Here is a 15,681-nt window from a genome sequence, read left to right on the forward strand (position 1 = left end):
CGGTTCCGTGAGTTAGGCCGGCAACGGGCTCAGCGCCAGACGCGCCGGTTGGTCTTCGCCGCGACTGAAGCGCCAGCAGGTCTGGTGGTATTTCGCCACGCTGTTGCGGTGCGCCACGCTGACCAGCGTCACGTCCGGCAGTTCATCCACCAGCAGGCAGTACATCAGTTGCTCGGTTTCGTCGTCCAGCGCGCTGGTGGCCTCGTCGAGGAACAGGATGCTCGGGCGAATCAACAGGGCGCGGGCGAAGGCCAGCCGCTGTTGCTCGCCCGGCGACAGGCGATGGCTCCAGTTGGCGGAGGTGTCCAGCCTGCGCTGCAGGTGCTTCAGGCGGCAGTTTTCCAGCACCCGCATCAGCTGCGCGTCGCTGTATTCCGACGCCAGGCTCGGGTAGCTCAGCGCTTCGCGCAGCGTGCCTATCGGAATGTAGCTGCGCTGCGGCAGGAACAGCATGTTGGCGTTGCCCTCTACCCCGATGGCGCCCGCGCCGTAAGGCCAGATACCGGCGATGGCGCGCAGCAGCGTCGACTTGCCGCAGCCGGAAGGCCCGACGATCAGCAGGCGATCGCCGCGTTGCAGCGTCATCTCGGCGCCGGTCAGCAGCGGCTGGCCGTCGGGCAAGTGCAGGCTGAGGTTGTCCAGCGTTAACGGATGGGCGGTCTCCTCCCGCAGTTGAATGCCGCGCGGCTGATGGTGAACCTGATCGACGGCGGCGTTGAAGCCGGCCAGACGGTTAACGCAGGCTTTCCAGGTCGCCAAATCGTTAAACGCGTCGATAAACCACGACAGCGCGCCCTGCACCTGGCCGAAGGCCGAGGCGATCTGCATCAGGCCGCCCATCTGGATGGCGCCGGAGAAGTAGCGCGGCGCCGCCACCAGCAGGGGAAACACGATGGCGAACTGGCCGTAGAAGTTGGTGGCGATGTTGAGCCGCCGGGTGATGCGCATGATCGCCCACCAGTTGCTGCGAATGGTGTCGAAACGGTCACCCAACTGCTGCGCCTCGCGCGGTTCGCCGTGGTATAGCGCAATGGCGTCGTTGTTTTCGCGGATGCGGATCAGGCCGAAACGGAAGTTCGCCTCATACCGCTCCTGGTTAAAGCCCAGCATGACCAGCGGTTTGCCGACCCACCAGATCAGCAGCGATCCCAACACCGCATACAGCAGCGCGAACCACACCATATAGCCGGGCAAGGTGATGGCGTGTTGCCCGAGCGCGAAGGTCATCGGCCCGCTGACGTGCCATAAAATGTCGATAAAGGAAAACAGCGTCACCAGGCTGGAGAGCAGCCCGAGCGACAGCGACAGGGTATATTGAGTCAGCACGTTGAGATCTTCAGCGATACGCTGATCGGGGTTATCGACGATCTGCTGCTGCTCGGTGTGGTAATACGCCTGGTGCGCCAGCCATTTTCCCATGAACCTTTCCGTCATCCAGCGCCGCCAGCGCATCTGCAGCCCCTGAGTCAGGTAGATCTTGTAGACCGCCAGCACGATGAAGATCAGCGCCAGATAGGTAAAGCGCCACAGCTGCGCCTTGAATACCGGGTAGTTTTTGTTCTGCAGCGCGTCGTAGAACACCTGGTTCCACTGGTTGATCTGCACGCTGATATAGACCAGGCCGAGCGACAGGACGACGATGGCGATCAGCATCATCCAGGCGCGCCATCGTTCCTCCGACACCCAAAAGGGTTTGATCAACTGCCAAATGGCGTGTTTCTGCAAGGGGGTTGCGTTCATAACGGCTCGATAATTGCGGTATTTTGTTCAGCATGGGCTGCGGGCCGGTAACAAACAAACCGCGACTGTAAGCAGTTTTGACTCCGCTAACCGTTTGAAATAAGGCGGCTGAATCGCCGGCGGCGCGCAGGTGAGCGCAATTGCGGCATACACTCCGGCGCCGGGCGGTTATACTGGCGCCGAATTTTTGCAGAAAGGATAAACGATGAAGGCTTGGTTTCCCCTGTTGCTGACCTGCGGCGTCTTCGCCTGCGCCCGGGCCTGGGCGCACATTGACGAGCCGGACATCGCCGCCGACTGCCAAAAGGTGGCGAGCTACGCCGAACTGGGAAAAAAGGCCTATCAGCGCCAGGATTACGCCAAAGCCGCCGACATTTTTCGCGATCAGGCGGCCTGGAGCGAGTTTTGCGGTCTGAGCGAGCAGGCTGTCGCCACGGCTTACAACAACGTGGCGCTGTCGCTGATGCACGCCGGCGAATTGCTCAAGGCGCAGGCCTATCTGGCGCTGGCGCCGCACGCTGACAAATCGCAGCACAACATGAGTCTGTTGCGCCAACGCCTGGCGCAGCGGCCGCAGCCGCAGGGGCCGGGCGGCGTGTACTGGCAATACGCCGGGCGCGGGGTGTGGAGCGAAGTGGTGTTGAAGCCGCAGGGCGAGCGCTGGCTGATCGATTTTTCCGGCTACGCCATGCCGCAGATGGGGCTGTATTACGGCCCGAACATGGGCGACTTCACCGCCGAGCTGCCCATTGAGCACGGCAAGGCCGTCTACCATCAACATGACTCGGAAAGCGCGCAGGTCTGCGACGTGACGATGGCGTTTGGCGAGCAAGCGCTGGAGATGCATACGCGGGGGGATTGCGGATTCGGCCACAATGTGCGGGCGGAAGGGCGGTTCGTGCGGGTCGAATGACCCGCCCCGGTGGCCGGGGCGAGAAGGGTTACGCCAGCGCGGCGGCGCCCAACAGATTCTTCCAGGCTTCCACATTGCCCAGATAGTTGCCGGCCGGCAGCAGATGCAGCTGGCCCTCGCTATCCTGCAGCGCAAAGGTCGGGAAGCCCTGGCCCTGCACTTTGGCCAGCAGCGCCCGGCTTTCCGCGATGTGTTGCGCGGTCGGCGCGCCGCTGTTGAAGCGCATTTCGGCGATAAACGCCGCCGAAGGCAACCCCAGCTCTTTCGCCAACGCTTCCAGCACCGGCGTGTCGGCGATGCGCCGCCCTTCCTGATAGTGCGCCTGCTGAATGCGGTGCAGCATGTCCAGCCCGCATCCCGCCAGTTTTTCCGCCGCCAGGATAGCCGTGATCGGCGGCTCGGAATCCATCACCGCCGTGGTGTCGCGCAGCAGGCCGTTGAAATAGGCTTCGCCGAAAGGCTGGCCCGTCATCTCGGCGATGCGCTTGTCGTGCGGAATGACGTAGTTGCGCCATTCGTCGGTGATCTGACGGCGGTTGTTGCCGGTCATCATGCCGCCGGCGTGCGGCACGACCTTCAGCCCGGGGAGGCTCTGAGCCGCTTTCACCAGCGGCGCGGCGCCGTAGCACCAACCGCACAGCGGATCGAAAATGTAATGCAGAGTGGTTTCGGTCATTTTTACTCCTCGCTTGGCGCGCGGCAAGCCGCCGCGGCGCCAGGGCTGGTTCAATCACGCACGGGCGCTTATTGCGGCCACTTCATCTCGCCTTTCAGCACTTTCGCGCTCAGTTCAAGGCTCGATTCGTCTTTCAGCGTCGGGTAGTGCTTTTTCATCGCTTCAATCAGCGCGGCGGAATCCTTGGCTTTCGGCAGTTCAGCTTCCAGCGTTGTCAGGTATTTTTGGGTAAAGTGCACCGATGCCAGCGTCTGTGCGGCACCCGGCAGGAAGTGGCCCGGCACGACGACCTGCGGCTTCAGCGCTTCGATGTTTTTCAGCGTCTGCTGCCAGTGCTGGCGCGATTCTACGCTCTGGTTATCGGCGATCCACGGATGGATATTGTCACCGGCGACCGCCACGCCGCCCACGACCGCTTTCAGCGCCGGGATCCACACGAAGGTGCGATCGGGGGTCGGGCCGTTCAGGCCTTTCACTTCCACTTTTTGACCGTCGATGGTGAAGCTGTCGCCCTGCAGCGGCTGCGGCACGATCACGGTTTTCGGCGCGTTGTCTTTCAGGATTGGGCCCCAGTAGGCGATTTTGCCGTCTTTGGTGGCGTTAATGTCTTTGATGGTGCCAGGCGAAGCGATGATTTTCGCCTCCGGGAAAGCGGCCTTAATCACGTCCAGACCGAAATAGAAATCCGGATCTGAGTGGCTGATGTAGACGGTGGTCAGTTTCTTGCCGGTCGCCTTGATCTTTTTCACCAGCTCTTCGGCATCGTTGCGCTGGAACTGTGCGTCGATCAGCGCCACTTCGTGTTTGCCGCTGACGATTTCGGAAGACACCGGGAACACGCTTTTCTCGCCCGGGTTATACACTTCCATGGTCAGGGTATCGGCAGCGGTGGCGTAGGTGCTCAGCGTGGCGACGCCGGTGAAGGCCAGAGTTAACAGTGATTTCTTAAACATGGGCAGAGGTCCTTAGGTATCGGTTAATGTTGTAATGATGTTAGGTTGCATAAAGCGATAGAAAAACCGGATAATAAGCAATTATTCGTTGCATAAATCGGACTAATCATGGATCGCATTACCGCCGCTGAGGTTTTTGTCACCATCGTCGATCGCGGCAGCATGATCGCCGCTGCGGAAACGCTGGAGATGTCGCGCGCGATGGTCACTCGCTACCTGGCCCAGATGGAGCAATGGGCCGGGGCGCGTTTACTGCACCGCACTACCCGTAAGCTTAGTCTGACCGACGCCGGTGAGCGTACTTTGGAGCGCTGCCGACAAATGTTGGCGCTGGCGGGGGAAATCGATCTGGTGGAGGAAGGGCAGAGCGACGAACTGCGTGGCCTGCTGCGCATCACCTGTTCGCAATCGCTCGGGCAAACGGCGCTGGTGGGGGCTGTCGCCCAGTATCTGAAGCGTCATCCGCAGGTGGCGGTCGATCTGCAGATGAACAACCGGGCGGTGAACCTGGTGGAAGAGCGCATCGATCTGGCGCTGCGCATCACCAATGAGCTGGATCCCAACCTGATCGCCCGGCCGCTGTCCACCTGCGCGTCGGTGGTGTGCGCTGCGCCCGCTTATCTGGCGGCGCACGGCACGCCGCGTCAGCCGCAGGATCTGGCGTTGCACAACTGCCTGACTTATTCCTATTTCGGCAAAAGCCTGTGGCATTTCGACGCTCAGGGGGTGAAATCGGCGGTGGCGGTCAGCGGCAACCTGAGCGCCAACGAATCGGTGGTGCTGATGGCCGGTACGGTGCAGGGGGCGGGTATTTCCCTGCAGCCCTACTATTCGGCGGCGCCGCTGTTGGCCAGCGGCGAACTGGTGGAGCTGCTGCCGGGTTACCGGCCGCAATCGATGGGCATCTACGGCATCTACACCTCACGCCGACAAATGCCCGCCACCTTGCGCACCATGCTGGACTTTCTGGTGGAATGGTTCGCCAGCGATCCGCAGTGGCAGGCGACGCTGCGCTAAGGCTGCAGCAACATTCCCACGCCGTTTTCATCGTTTGACGGCGGCGGCCAGGCGGGCGGAGAACAGTGCCGCCTGTTGATGCAGATGGTCGATAAAGGCCGCCACCAGCGCCGATGAAGGGCGGTGCAGCGGCCGTATCAGGCTGACGGTGAACGGCACGTCGATGCTGAATGGCCGCACGTGCACGCCGCTGCCGGCATAGTCGAGCGCCGTCAGCGGGTTGACGATCGAGACCCCCACGCCGGCTCTTACCATGGCGCACACCGACGCCGCGCTGTGCGTTTCCATCACCATGCGGCGCTCGACGCCCTGCTCGGCGAACAGCGCATCGAGCAAGTGGCGATAGCTGTCGGTGCTCGACAGGCTGATAAAGTTTTGCCCGGCGAAATCCTGCGGCGTCAGTTGGCCTTTCGCCAGCAAAGGATGGCCCGCCGGCAGCACGCAGACCTCATTCAACGTCATCAGCGTTACCCGATCGGTGCCCGCTGGCGTCAGGGTGGTTTCCGTCAGCCCCAGATCGTGGCGCTGGGCCGACAGCCACTCTTCCAGCAGCGGCGATTCTTGCGGGATCACGCTGAAGCTGACTTCCGGGTAACGTTCGATAAAGGGCCGGCACACCGCCGGCAGCAGCGATTGGGAAAATACTGGCAGGCACACGATCGACAGCTGCGCCTGCTGAAACTGGCGAATGCCGGCGGCGGCGTTGACGATGCGATCGAGGCCATAATAGGAGCGTTGCACCTCTTCGAACAGCCGTAGGCCCTGCACCGTGGGGGACAAGCGCCCGCGAACCCGATCGAACAGCTGCAGCCGAATCAGCTTCTCAAAGCGCGCCAGCTCACGGCTGACGGTGGGTTGCGAGGTTTGCAGCAGGGCCGCCGCCTCGGTCAGGTTGCCGGTGGTCATCACCGCCCGAAAGATTTCTATCTGCCGCAAAGAGATGCTGTGCATGACGAGGCTGCTCGACTGTAGAGAAAGCTATATCATAAATGAATAGACTACGGCTAAATAGATATTTTTCACCCGATTCAGCGTGCGGCACTATGGCCTTATCTGCCGTTACTTTCGAATTGGGAATATTGCCATGCCACGCCCGTTGCACGACACCTCCACCGCGTTGAACGCCGCTAACCTGCTGGCCTTGCCGCAGCGCTTCGGTTGCCCGGTCTGGGCTTATGATGCCGACATCATCAGCCAGCGCATCGCTCAGCTGCGCCACTTCGACACTATCCGTTTCGCGCAGAAAGCCTGTTCGAACATTCATATTTTGCGCCTGATGCGCGAGCAGGGCGTGAAGGTGGATTCGGTGTCGCTCGGCGAAATCGAGCGGGCGCTGCAGGCCGGTTTTCAGCCGGGCGGCGAGCCGAGCGATATCGTGTTTACCGCGGACGTATTGGATCACGCGACGCTGGCGCGCGTCAGCGCATTGAAGATCCCGGTCAACGCCGGTTCCATCGATATGCTGGATCAGCTCGGCCAGGCTTCCGCGGGGCATCCGGTGTGGCTGCGCATTAATCCGGGGTTTGGCCATGGCCACAGCCAGAAAACCAACACCGGCGGCGAGAACAGCAAGCACGGCATCTGGTATGCCGACCTGCCGCAGGCGGTGGAGAAGATCCGCCGCTACGGCCTGAAGCTGATCGGCGTGCATATGCATATCGGCTCCGGCGTCGATTACCAGCATCTGGAGCGCGTCTGCGATGCGATGGTGCAGCAGGTGATCGATCTCGGTCATGACATCAGCGCCATTTCCGCCGGCGGCGGCCTGTCTATCCCGTATCAGTACGGCGAAGAGGCGATCGATACCGAACACTATTTCGGTTTGTGGAACCGGGCGCGTGAGCGCATCGCCGCGCATCTGGGGCACCCGGTGCAGTTGGAGATTGAACCCGGACGTTTCCTGATGGCGGAGGCGGGCGTATTGGTGGCCGAGGTGCGGGCGGTAAAAGACATGGGGAGCCGCCACTTTGTGCTGGTGGATGCCGGTTTTAACGATCTGATGCGCCCGGCGATGTACGGCAGCTATCACCATATTTCGCTGTTGCCGGCCGATGGGCGCGACACCTCGGAACAACCGCTGCGCGACACGGTGATCGCCGGGCCGCTGTGCGAATCCGGCGACGTCTTCACCCAGCAGGCGGGCGGCGGCGTGGAAACCCGCGAGCTGCCGCCGGTGCAGATCGGCGATTATCTGGTGTTTCACGATACCGGCGCCTACGGCGCATCGATGTCCTCCAACTACAACAGCCGTCCGCTGTTGCCTGAAGTGCTGTTCGAAAACGGCGAGCCGCGTTTGATCCGCCGCCGCCAAACCATCGAAGAACTGATCGCGCTGGAACTTATCTGATAAGCGGGCGGGCGCCTTGCGCCCGTTTCACAGCGTCATGCGACGGTGCTGGCCATTGGGCAATTGCACATCCAGCGACAGCGTGCCGCCCATCGCCTCGATATAGCGTTTGAGCGACGACAGCTTTATTTCACTGCCGCGCTTTTCCAAATTGGCGACGGAGGGTTGGCTGATACCGAGCCGCTTCGCCAATTCAACCTGAGAGACCGCCAGCTCTTCCCTCAGCATCGCCAGCCGCAGTTCGAAAATTTCCTTGTCCGCTTTTTGCCTGGCTGCGGCAACGACGGCGGGATCGAGCTTGTCGATCAGTTGGGATAACGGTTTGGCCATCTGCACTACCTCCGGGTTGCCAGATAATGTGAAAATTCCATGGCAGCGATGGGCAACATGCGCTGGTAAAAGCGTTTGTCGCCGGTTTTATCGCCACCGCACAGTAATACTGCTTGCCGCTGTGGGTCAAAGGCGAAAAACACCCTGAAAGGGCGCCCGCGATGTTGAACGCGCAACTCCTTCAACTGCCGGGCCGCGTCGGAAAAATGCAGCGTATCGGCGTGCGGCCGCGCCAACTGCGGGCCGAACGTCTGTAATTTGAAGATCGCCGCCAGGATGCTTGTTTGCTGGGCGTTGTTCAGCGCCAAAAACCAGTCGTCGAATCGTTCGACGGTCACCACTTGCCACATGACGCGCTTCGAATATAGTGTTTATGCTATATAGTGTAAAGGTTATTGTGCCAACAATCTGCACGAACGCAGGGAGCGGAAAAAATCCAAAAGCGAGAAATGCGGCGGGCTGCGCAATCTGAGCGCATGGGTGACGGCTCACCCATGCGGCGGCATGATTACGGCTGTTCGTGCGCGTTGTTGAGGGTGGCGACCGAGTGGCGGCGCACCAGCGTTGGGCTGAACATGTTGGTGATTTCCGGCAGCGGTTGCCGGTTGGCCAGCGCCAGCGCCAGCTCCGCCGCCTGGGTCGCCATCGCCACGATAGGGTAGCGAATGGTGGTCAGGCGTGGGCGCAGGTAGCGCGAAATCAACACGTCGTCGAAACCGATCAGCGAAATTTCTCCCGGTACGTCGACGCTGTTATCGCTCAGCACCGACAGCGCGCCGGCGGCCATCGGATCGTTGTAGCAGGTAATGGCGGAGAACGAACGGCCGCGGCCGAGCAATTCGGTCATCGCCTGTTCGCCGCCGATCTCGTCCGGTTCGCCGTAGGCGATCAGCTTTTCATCCACCGCAATGCCGTGTTCCTGCAGCGCGTCGAGATAGCCTTGCAGACGATCGGTGGCGTCGGAAATCTGGTGGGTGGAGCAGATGATAGCGATGCGCTGGTGCCCTTGCTGGATCAGATGTCGGGTCGCCAGCCAGGCGCCGTAGCGATCGTCGAGCGCCACGCAGCGCGTTTCAAACCCCGGCAGCGTGCGATTGATGAGCACCATGCCCGGGATCTGTTGCATCCAGCCGCAAAGTTCCTGATCGCTTAGCCTTTTGGCGTGCACCACCAGCGCTTCGCAGCGGTGCCGCACCAGCTGTTCAATCGCCTGACGCTCTTTTTCGGCGTCGTGGTAACCGTTGCCAATCAGCAGAAAATTGTGGGTGGCGTAGGCCACCTGCTCGACCGCCTTGACCATCGCGCCGAAGAAGGGATCGGAAACGTCGGAGACGATCAGCCCCAGCGTCTCGGTGGATTGCTGCGCCAGCGCTCGTGCGTTGGCGTTAGGGTGATACTGCAGCTGTTCCATGGCGGCCTGCACCGCGGTGCGCGACCCTTCGCTGGCCTTGGGGGAATTGTTTATCACGCGGGATACCGTGGCCACGGAAACACCCGCCAGCCTGGCAACATCCTTTATCGTAGCCATATCAGTCAACACATCCTGGGTAATCGCTTACATCCCCCAGTTTTGCGGAAAAAAACCGGGGCTGCAAGCGGTCTCGTGCGCAACTTGTGGTGGCGGTTGCAGAATCTCTTCGAGTCTGTACGCATAACCGACTGCTACCGAACGATAGCGCAATTTGTACGTTGGCACTGGCGGCGGGCTGAGGTAACGTCTGTGCATTCCGATTTGCGCCGAGAACGCCATGTCCATTAAACGCTATCCGCAGCTCGCCCATTGGGGCGCTTATACCGCCGTGGTTGAAGACGGCCGGCTTATCCGTTGTGAACCCTTCGTCGACGATCCTGACCCTTCGCCGCTGCTCGATTCCATCGTCCCGATGGTCTACTCCGACAAACGCATCCGCAAGCCGGCGGTGCGCCGCTCGTGGCTGCAAAAGCGCGAGGGCAGCGACCGGACGCTGCGCGGCAGGGAAGATTTCGTCGAGGTGGACTGGGAATTGGCGCTCGATTTGGTGGCGCAAGAGAATCGCCGGGTGCGCGAGCGTTACGGCGCCTCCGGGTTGTTTACCGGCTCTTATGGCTGGTCGTCGGCCGGGCGGCTGCACCATGCCCGCTCGCTGGTGCGGCGGTTCTACTTCAGCGGCGGCGGCGGCGTCGATCAGCAGGGCAACTACAGCTGGGGCGCGGCGCAGTTCTTTCTGCCGTATGTGATCGGCACTTTCTCGCCCTTGACCGGGCGCGTCACCAGTTGGCCGAGCGTGGTGGAGCATTGCGAGCTGTTTGTGGCGTTTGGCGGGTTGGCGCTGAAAAACGCTCAGGTCTCTTCCGGCGGCGCGGCGGAACATGCGCTCAAGCCCTGGCTGCAAAAGCTGGCGCGCAAGGGCACGCCGGTTGTCAACATCAGCCCGATGCGCGACGACTGCCCCGAGTTCGTCAACGCGGAATGGATCCCGATCCGGCCGAATACCGACGTGGCGCTGATGCTGGCGCTGGCTTACGAAATCCAGCGGCTGGGCGCGCAGGATGAAGCCTTCCTGCACAGCCACTGCGTGGGCTATCAACAGCTGGCGGATTACCTGAACGGCGCCGGTGACGGCGTGGCGAAAACCCCCGTTTGGGCCAGCGCCATTACCGGCATTCCGGCGGCGCGCATCGCGCTGCTGGCGCGGCAACTGATCGGCGTGCGCAGTTTCATCACCTGTTCCTACTCCGTGCAACGCGCGCATCGGGGGGAGCAACCGTATTGGATGATGATCGCGCTGTCGGCGATGCTGGGCCAGGTGGGGCTGCCGGGCGGCGGTTTCTCGTTCGGCCACGGCTCGATGAACGGCGTCGGCAATCCGCGCGTGGACACGCCTGCGCCGACCATGCCGGTAGGCGAAAATCCGGCCGGGCTGGCGATCCCGGTGGCGCGCATCTGCGACATGCTGTTGCACCCCGGTGAGGCCTATCAATTTTGCGGCGAGACGCGGCATTATCCGGATATCCATTTGGTGCACTGGGCCGGCGGCAACCCGTTCCATCATCATCAGCAGTTGAATCGGCTGGTGGAGGGCTGGCAGAAGCCGGACACGGTGATCGTTCAAGATATCTGGTGGACGGCGGCGGCCAAAATGGCGGACATCGTGCTGCCGGTCACCAGTTCGCTGGAGCGTAACGATATCGGCGGCTCGTCGCGCGATCGTTACGTGCTGGCGATGCATCAGGCCATTGCGCCGCAGCATCAGGCGCGCAACGATTTCGATATCTTCGCCGATCTGGCGGAGCGTCTCGGCTATCGCGAGCGCTTTACCGAGAATCGCGACGAGCGGGCCTGGATCGAAGCTATCTACCGGCAATGCGGCGCAGCGCAGCAGCGCGCCGGGGTCGCCTGGCCCGAGTTTGAGGCCTTCTGGCAGCGGGGCTATGTCGAGCTGCCCGCGCCGGCTAAAGAGTTCGTATTTTTTGACGCGTTCCGCGCCGATCCGCAGGCTAACCCGCTGCAAACGCCCAGCGGCAAGATAGAGCTGTTCAGCGAGCGGATCGCCGGCTATCGCTACGAAGATTTCGCTCCGCATCCGCAGTGGCGGCCGCCGGTGGAGTGGCTGGGCGCGCCGCAGGCCAAAAACTGGCCGCTGCACCTGATCTCCATTCAGCCGAGCGATCGCCTGCATAGCCAGATGGATCCGGCGCCGCTGGCGCAGGGCAACAAGACCGCCGGGCGAGAAACCTTGTACATGCATCCGGACGATGCGGCGCCGCGCGGCGTGGCGGACGGCGCCGAAGTGCTGGTCAGCAACGCGCGCGGCAGCTGTCTGGCGGGGGTATCGCTCACCGATGGCGTGACGCGCGGCGTGGTGCTGATGGCGACCGGCGCTTGGTTCGAGCCGGGTTTCGACGCGCAGCGCCGGCCGGTCGAGCAGGCGGGCAACCCGAACGTGCTGACGCTGGATATCGGCACCTCGCCGCTGACGCAGGGGCCGAACGCCATGAGCTGTCTGGTCGAGGTCAGCGCACGATGAGTGAATATTTCACGTCTGGGTCACTGGCTCGTCGTTGTTATATTTATTTTCGTCGCTGCGGTAAGGTTTAAGTTTCATTGAGTTATTACAGCAGATCGTGGGAAATTTACAGCTGGTTGCATTTGGAGCAGAACTCTTGCGATTCGCCGGTAGTTTCCTGCACGCCATCTCTCTAGAGTAGGTGATCCCAGAGGTATTGATTGGTGAGAAGTCAGCGTGCCTTGCATGCTGAAGCCATTTTCAATTGCACCAACCTACGCGGATGCGTAGGTTTTTTTTTGCCTGCCATATAGTATTCTTTTCCCTACAACGATTTACGCCTCCATGGCCAAGGGAGAAGGGCATGATCTTTTCACTGCTGCGCGCGCTGTTTCGCCTGTTGTTTCGGGTACGGGTCGAAGGGGACGTCCAGCACTCCGAACGGCAAAAATTACTGATTACGCCGAACCACGTCTCTTTCCTCGACGGTGTACTGCTGGCGCTGTTCCTGCCGATAAAACCGGTGTTTGCGGTCTATGCCAGCATCGGCGAGAGCTGGTTTATGCGCTGGCTGCGGCCTTACATCGATTTTGTCTCGCTCGATCCCACCAAGCCGATGGCCATCAAGCAACTGGTGCGCATGGTCGAGCAGGGACGGCCGATCGTGGTGTTCCCTGAAGGGCGCATCACCGTGACCGGCGCGCTGATGAAAATTTACGACGGCGCGGCGTTTATCGCCGCCAAATCGGGCGCGACCGTGGTGCCGGTGCGGATCGATGGCCCGGAGTTCAGCCCGTTTGGCCGCATGGCCGGGGTGTTCAAGATCCGCTGGTTCCCGCAAATCAGCATCCGCATCTTGCCGCCGACCACGCTGCCGATGCCGGAAGCGCCGCGCGCGCGTGAACGCCGGGCGCTGGCGGGCGATCGGCTGATGCAGATCATGATGCGGGCGCGCATGGAGACGCGCGAGCCGCAAACGCTGTTCCATGCCTTGTTGGCGGCGCAGCACCGCTATGGGCGCCGCAAGCCGTGTATCGAAGACATCGCTTTCAAAGAAGACAGTTACCAGACGCTAGTCAAGAAATCGCTGGGCGTCAGCCGCATTCTGCAGCGCTTTACCGCCGAGGGGGAGCACGTTGGGCTGCTGTTGCCCAACGCCACCATTACCGCGGCGGCGATCTTCGGCGCTTCGCTGCGCAATCGCATCCCGGCGATGCTCAACTACACCGCAGGCGCCAACGGCCTGAACAGCGCGATGACGGCCGCCGGCATCAAGACCATCGTCACCTCGCGCCAGTTTCTGGAGAAAGGCAAACTGACCCACCTGCCGGAACAGGTGCCGCAGGCTAACTGGGTGTATCTGGAAGATCTGAAAGAGACGGTCACGCTGGCGGATAAGCTGTGGATCCTGCGTCACTTGCTGCAGCCACAGCGCGCGGCGTTGCCGCAACGTCCGGAGGACCCGGCGCTGATCCTGTTCACGTCCGGATCCGAAGGCCATCCCAAGGGCGTGGTGCATTCGCACGCCAGCCTGCTGGCCAACGTAGAACAAATCCGCACCATCGCCGATTTCACGCCGCGCGACCGCTTCATGTCGTCGCTGCCGCTGTTCCACTCGTTCGGCCTGACGGTGGGGCTGCTTACGCCGCTGATCACCGGCAGCCGCATTTTCCTCTACCCCAGCCCGCTGCACTATCGCGTGGTGCCGGAGCTGGTGTATGACCGTAACTGCACGGTGCTGTTCGGCACGGCGACCTTCCTTAACAACTATGCGCGCTTCGCGCATCCGTATGATTTTGCCCGCCTGCGCTATGTCGTGGCCGGCGCGGAGAAACTGGCGGACAGCACCAAACAGATCTACCAGGACAAATACGGCATCCGCATTCTGGAAGGCTATGGCGTGACCGAGTGCGCGCCGGTGGTCTCGATCAACGTGCCGCTGGCGACCAAGGTGGGCACCGTCGGCCGCATCATGCCGCAGATGGAGGCGCGTCTGATCGCGGTGCCGGGTATTGATAACGGCGGCCGTCTGCAGCTGAAGGGGCCGAATATCATGAAAGGCTATCTGCGGGTTGAGCGCCCCGGCGAACTGGAGCCGCCGGCGGCGGAAGATGCGAACGGCGTGCTGCAGCCGGGCTGGTATGACACCGGCGATATCGTCAGCCTGGATGAGCAGGGTTACTGCACCATTCGCGGGCGCGTGAAGCGCTTCGCCAAGCTGGCGGGCGAGATGGTGTCGCTGGAAAGCGTCGAATTGCTGGCGCAACGGCTGTCGCCGGATAAACTGCATGCCGCCACGGTCAAAAGCGACAGCAGCAAAGGCGAGGCGTTGGTGCTGTTCACCACCGATCCCGCCATTACCCGCGAGGCATTGCTGCGGGTGGCGCGCGAACTGGGCAGCCCGGAGCTGGCGGTGCCGCGCGATATTCGCCTGTTGAAAACGTTGCCGGTGCTCGGCAGCGGCAAACCTGATTTCGTCACCCTGCGTCATATGGCCGAACAGCCGGAGAGTGCCTGATGAATCCTTCGACCGAATCCCCTTTGTTGTCACGCGGCATGATCGCGGTGATCAGCGCGCAGTTCCTCTCGGCGTTCGGCGACAATGCGTTGCTGTTCGCCACGCTGGCGTTGATCAAGCAGCAGCTGTATCCGGACTGGAGCCAGCCGATCCTGCAGATGGCCTTTGTCGCCACCTATATCATTCTGGCTCCGTTCGTCGGCCAGATCGCCGACAGCTTTGCCAAAGGGCGGGTGATGATGTTCGCCAACGCCCTGAAATTGGCGGGGGCATTGGTGATCTGTTTTGGGGGGAATCCGTTTCTGGGTTACAGCCTGGTCGGCGTGGGAGCCGCCGCGTATTCACCGGCTAAATACGGCATTCTGGGCGAGATCACCAGCGGCGAGAAACTGGTCAAGGCTAACGGCCTGATCGAGGCTTCGACCATTGCGGCCATTCTGACCGGTTCGGTGGCCGGCGGTATTCTGGCGGACTGGCACGTGGCGGCGGCGCTGGCGGCCTGCGCGTTGGTTTACGCGGGCGCGGTGGTCGCCAACCTGTATATTCCGCGTTTGGCGGCGGCGCGTCCTGGCGCTTCGTGGCGTCCTCAGGCCATGACGCACAGCTTCTTTGCTGCCTGCGTTACGCTGTGGCGCGATGGACAGACGCGTTTCTCATTGATTGGCACCAGCCTGTTTTGGGGGGCCGGCGTGACGCTGCGTTTTCTGCTGGTGCTGTGGGTGCCGGTGGCGCTCGGCATCGCCGATAACGCCACGCCAACGCTGCTGAACGCCATGGTGGCCGTCGGCATCGTGGTGGGGGCGGGTGCCGCCGCGCGCTTCGTCACGCTTAAAACGGTGAAACGCTGTATGCCGGCCGGGATCCTGATCGGCGTCGCGGTCGCGGTGTTTGCGCTGCAAACGACCATGCTCAATGCCTACGTCTTGCTGGCGCTCATCGGCATGCTGGGGGGCTTCTTCGTCGTGCCGCTCAATGCGTTGCTGCAGGAGCGGGGCAAACATTCGGTCGGCGCCGGCAATGCGATCGCAGTGCAAAACCTGGGTGAAAACGCCGCGATGTTACTGATGCTGGGCCTGTATTCTTTGGTCGTGAAGCTGGGCGTGCCGGTGGTGGGCGTCGGCGTAGGGTTTGGCGTGGTGTTTGCGCTGGCGATTAGCGCGTTGTGGTGGTCGCAGCGGCGGTGAAACGGGGCGCAGCCAGG

General features: G+C 61.9%; 13 protein-coding genes. 6 read left to right on the forward strand and 7 right to left on the reverse strand.

The genetic code is table 11. From position 1 onward, the window contains the following. Positions 1–12 precede the first annotated feature (12 nt). Positions 13–1,740, reverse strand: coding sequence for an ABC transporter ATP-binding protein/permease (locus tag ACSBQV_RS20910; RefSeq protein WP_099783473.1), 1,728 nt, complete (start codon positions 1,738–1,740; stop codon positions 13–15). A gap of 205 nt (positions 1,741–1,945) precedes the next feature. Between ACSBQV_RS20910 and ACSBQV_RS20915 the strand changes: the two genes are divergently transcribed. Next, a complete protein-coding gene (locus ACSBQV_RS20915) occupies positions 1,946–2,653 on the forward strand; it encodes a tetratricopeptide repeat protein (RefSeq protein ID WP_099783475.1) in 708 nt (235 codons plus the stop codon). A 28-nt stretch (positions 2,654–2,681) separates the two neighbouring features. Here ACSBQV_RS20915 and ACSBQV_RS20920 read toward each other — a convergent pair whose 3' ends face one another. Both ACSBQV_RS20920 and ACSBQV_RS20925 read right to left on the reverse strand, forming a co-directional pair. Continuing rightward, positions 2,682–3,329: a DsbA family protein gene (locus tag ACSBQV_RS20920; protein WP_099783477.1), complete on the reverse strand. Its 648-nt coding sequence runs from the start codon at positions 3,327–3,329 to the stop codon at positions 2,682–2,684. Between the two features lie 68 nt (positions 3,330–3,397). Beyond that, a complete protein-coding gene (locus ACSBQV_RS20925; protein ID WP_047026616.1) occupies positions 3,398–4,282 on the reverse strand; it encodes an MBL fold metallo-hydrolase in 885 nt (294 codons plus the stop codon). A gap of 108 nt (positions 4,283–4,390) precedes the next feature. Here ACSBQV_RS20925 and ACSBQV_RS20930 point away from each other — a divergent pair, with 108 nt between their 5' ends. After that, positions 4,391–5,299: a LysR family transcriptional regulator gene (locus ACSBQV_RS20930; protein WP_033644836.1), complete on the forward strand. Its 909-nt coding sequence runs from the start codon at positions 4,391–4,393 to the stop codon at positions 5,297–5,299. Between the two features lie 27 nt (positions 5,300–5,326). On the opposite strand, the gene ACSBQV_RS20935 is transcribed toward ACSBQV_RS20930, so the two are convergent. Further along, positions 5,327–6,250 carry a LysR family transcriptional regulator gene (locus ACSBQV_RS20935; protein ID WP_099783479.1) on the reverse strand — a complete coding sequence of 308 codons (924 nt, stop codon included), beginning with the start codon at positions 6,248–6,250 and terminating at the stop codon, positions 5,327–5,329. 133 nt (positions 6,251–6,383) lie between these two features. Here ACSBQV_RS20935 and lysA point away from each other — a divergent pair, with 133 nt between their 5' ends. Next, entirely contained in the window at positions 6,384–7,646 is a 1,263-nt protein-coding gene (gene lysA, locus ACSBQV_RS20940; protein WP_033644838.1) for a diaminopimelate decarboxylase, read from the forward strand. A 27-nt stretch (positions 7,647–7,673) separates the two neighbouring features. On the opposite strand, the gene ACSBQV_RS20945 is transcribed toward lysA, so the two are convergent. From ACSBQV_RS20945 to galR, 3 genes are all read right to left on the reverse strand, one after another. Beyond that, positions 7,674–7,976, reverse strand: coding sequence for a helix-turn-helix domain-containing protein (locus tag ACSBQV_RS20945; RefSeq protein ID WP_025304078.1), 303 nt, complete (start codon positions 7,974–7,976; stop codon positions 7,674–7,676). Between the two features lie 5 nt (positions 7,977–7,981). Continuing rightward, positions 7,982–8,326 (reverse strand): type II toxin-antitoxin system RelE/ParE family toxin, encoded by a 345-nt coding sequence (locus ACSBQV_RS20950; RefSeq protein ID WP_033652133.1) that lies wholly within the window; start codon positions 8,324–8,326, stop codon positions 7,982–7,984. Between the two features lie 158 nt (positions 8,327–8,484). Further along, a complete protein-coding gene (gene galR / locus ACSBQV_RS20955) occupies positions 8,485–9,504 on the reverse strand; it encodes an HTH-type transcriptional regulator GalR (protein WP_033652132.1) in 1,020 nt (339 codons plus the stop codon). Between the two features lie 220 nt (positions 9,505–9,724). Between galR and ACSBQV_RS20960 the strand changes: the two genes are divergently transcribed. From ACSBQV_RS20960 to lplT, 3 genes are all read left to right on the forward strand, one after another. Beyond that, positions 9,725–11,983, forward strand: coding sequence for a molybdopterin guanine dinucleotide-containing S/N-oxide reductase (locus ACSBQV_RS20960; RefSeq protein WP_099783481.1), 2,259 nt, complete (start codon positions 9,725–9,727; stop codon positions 11,981–11,983). Between the two features lie 343 nt (positions 11,984–12,326). Then, a complete protein-coding gene (aas, locus tag ACSBQV_RS20965) occupies positions 12,327–14,480 on the forward strand; it encodes a bifunctional acyl-ACP--phospholipid O-acyltransferase/long-chain-fatty-acid--ACP ligase (protein WP_099783483.1) in 2,154 nt (717 codons plus the stop codon). Beyond that, complete coding sequence (gene lplT / locus ACSBQV_RS20970) at positions 14,480–15,664, forward strand: lysophospholipid transporter LplT (protein ID WP_033644843.1); 1,185 nt, start codon at positions 14,480–14,482, stop codon at positions 15,662–15,664. The genes aas and lplT overlap by 1 nt, the downstream gene beginning before the upstream one ends. The last annotated feature ends 17 nt before the right edge of the window (positions 15,665–15,681 follow it).

This window comes from Serratia sp. B501 (assembly GCF_051172315.1).
GTDB lineage: Bacteria > Pseudomonadota > Gammaproteobacteria > Enterobacterales > Enterobacteriaceae > Serratia > Serratia ureilytica.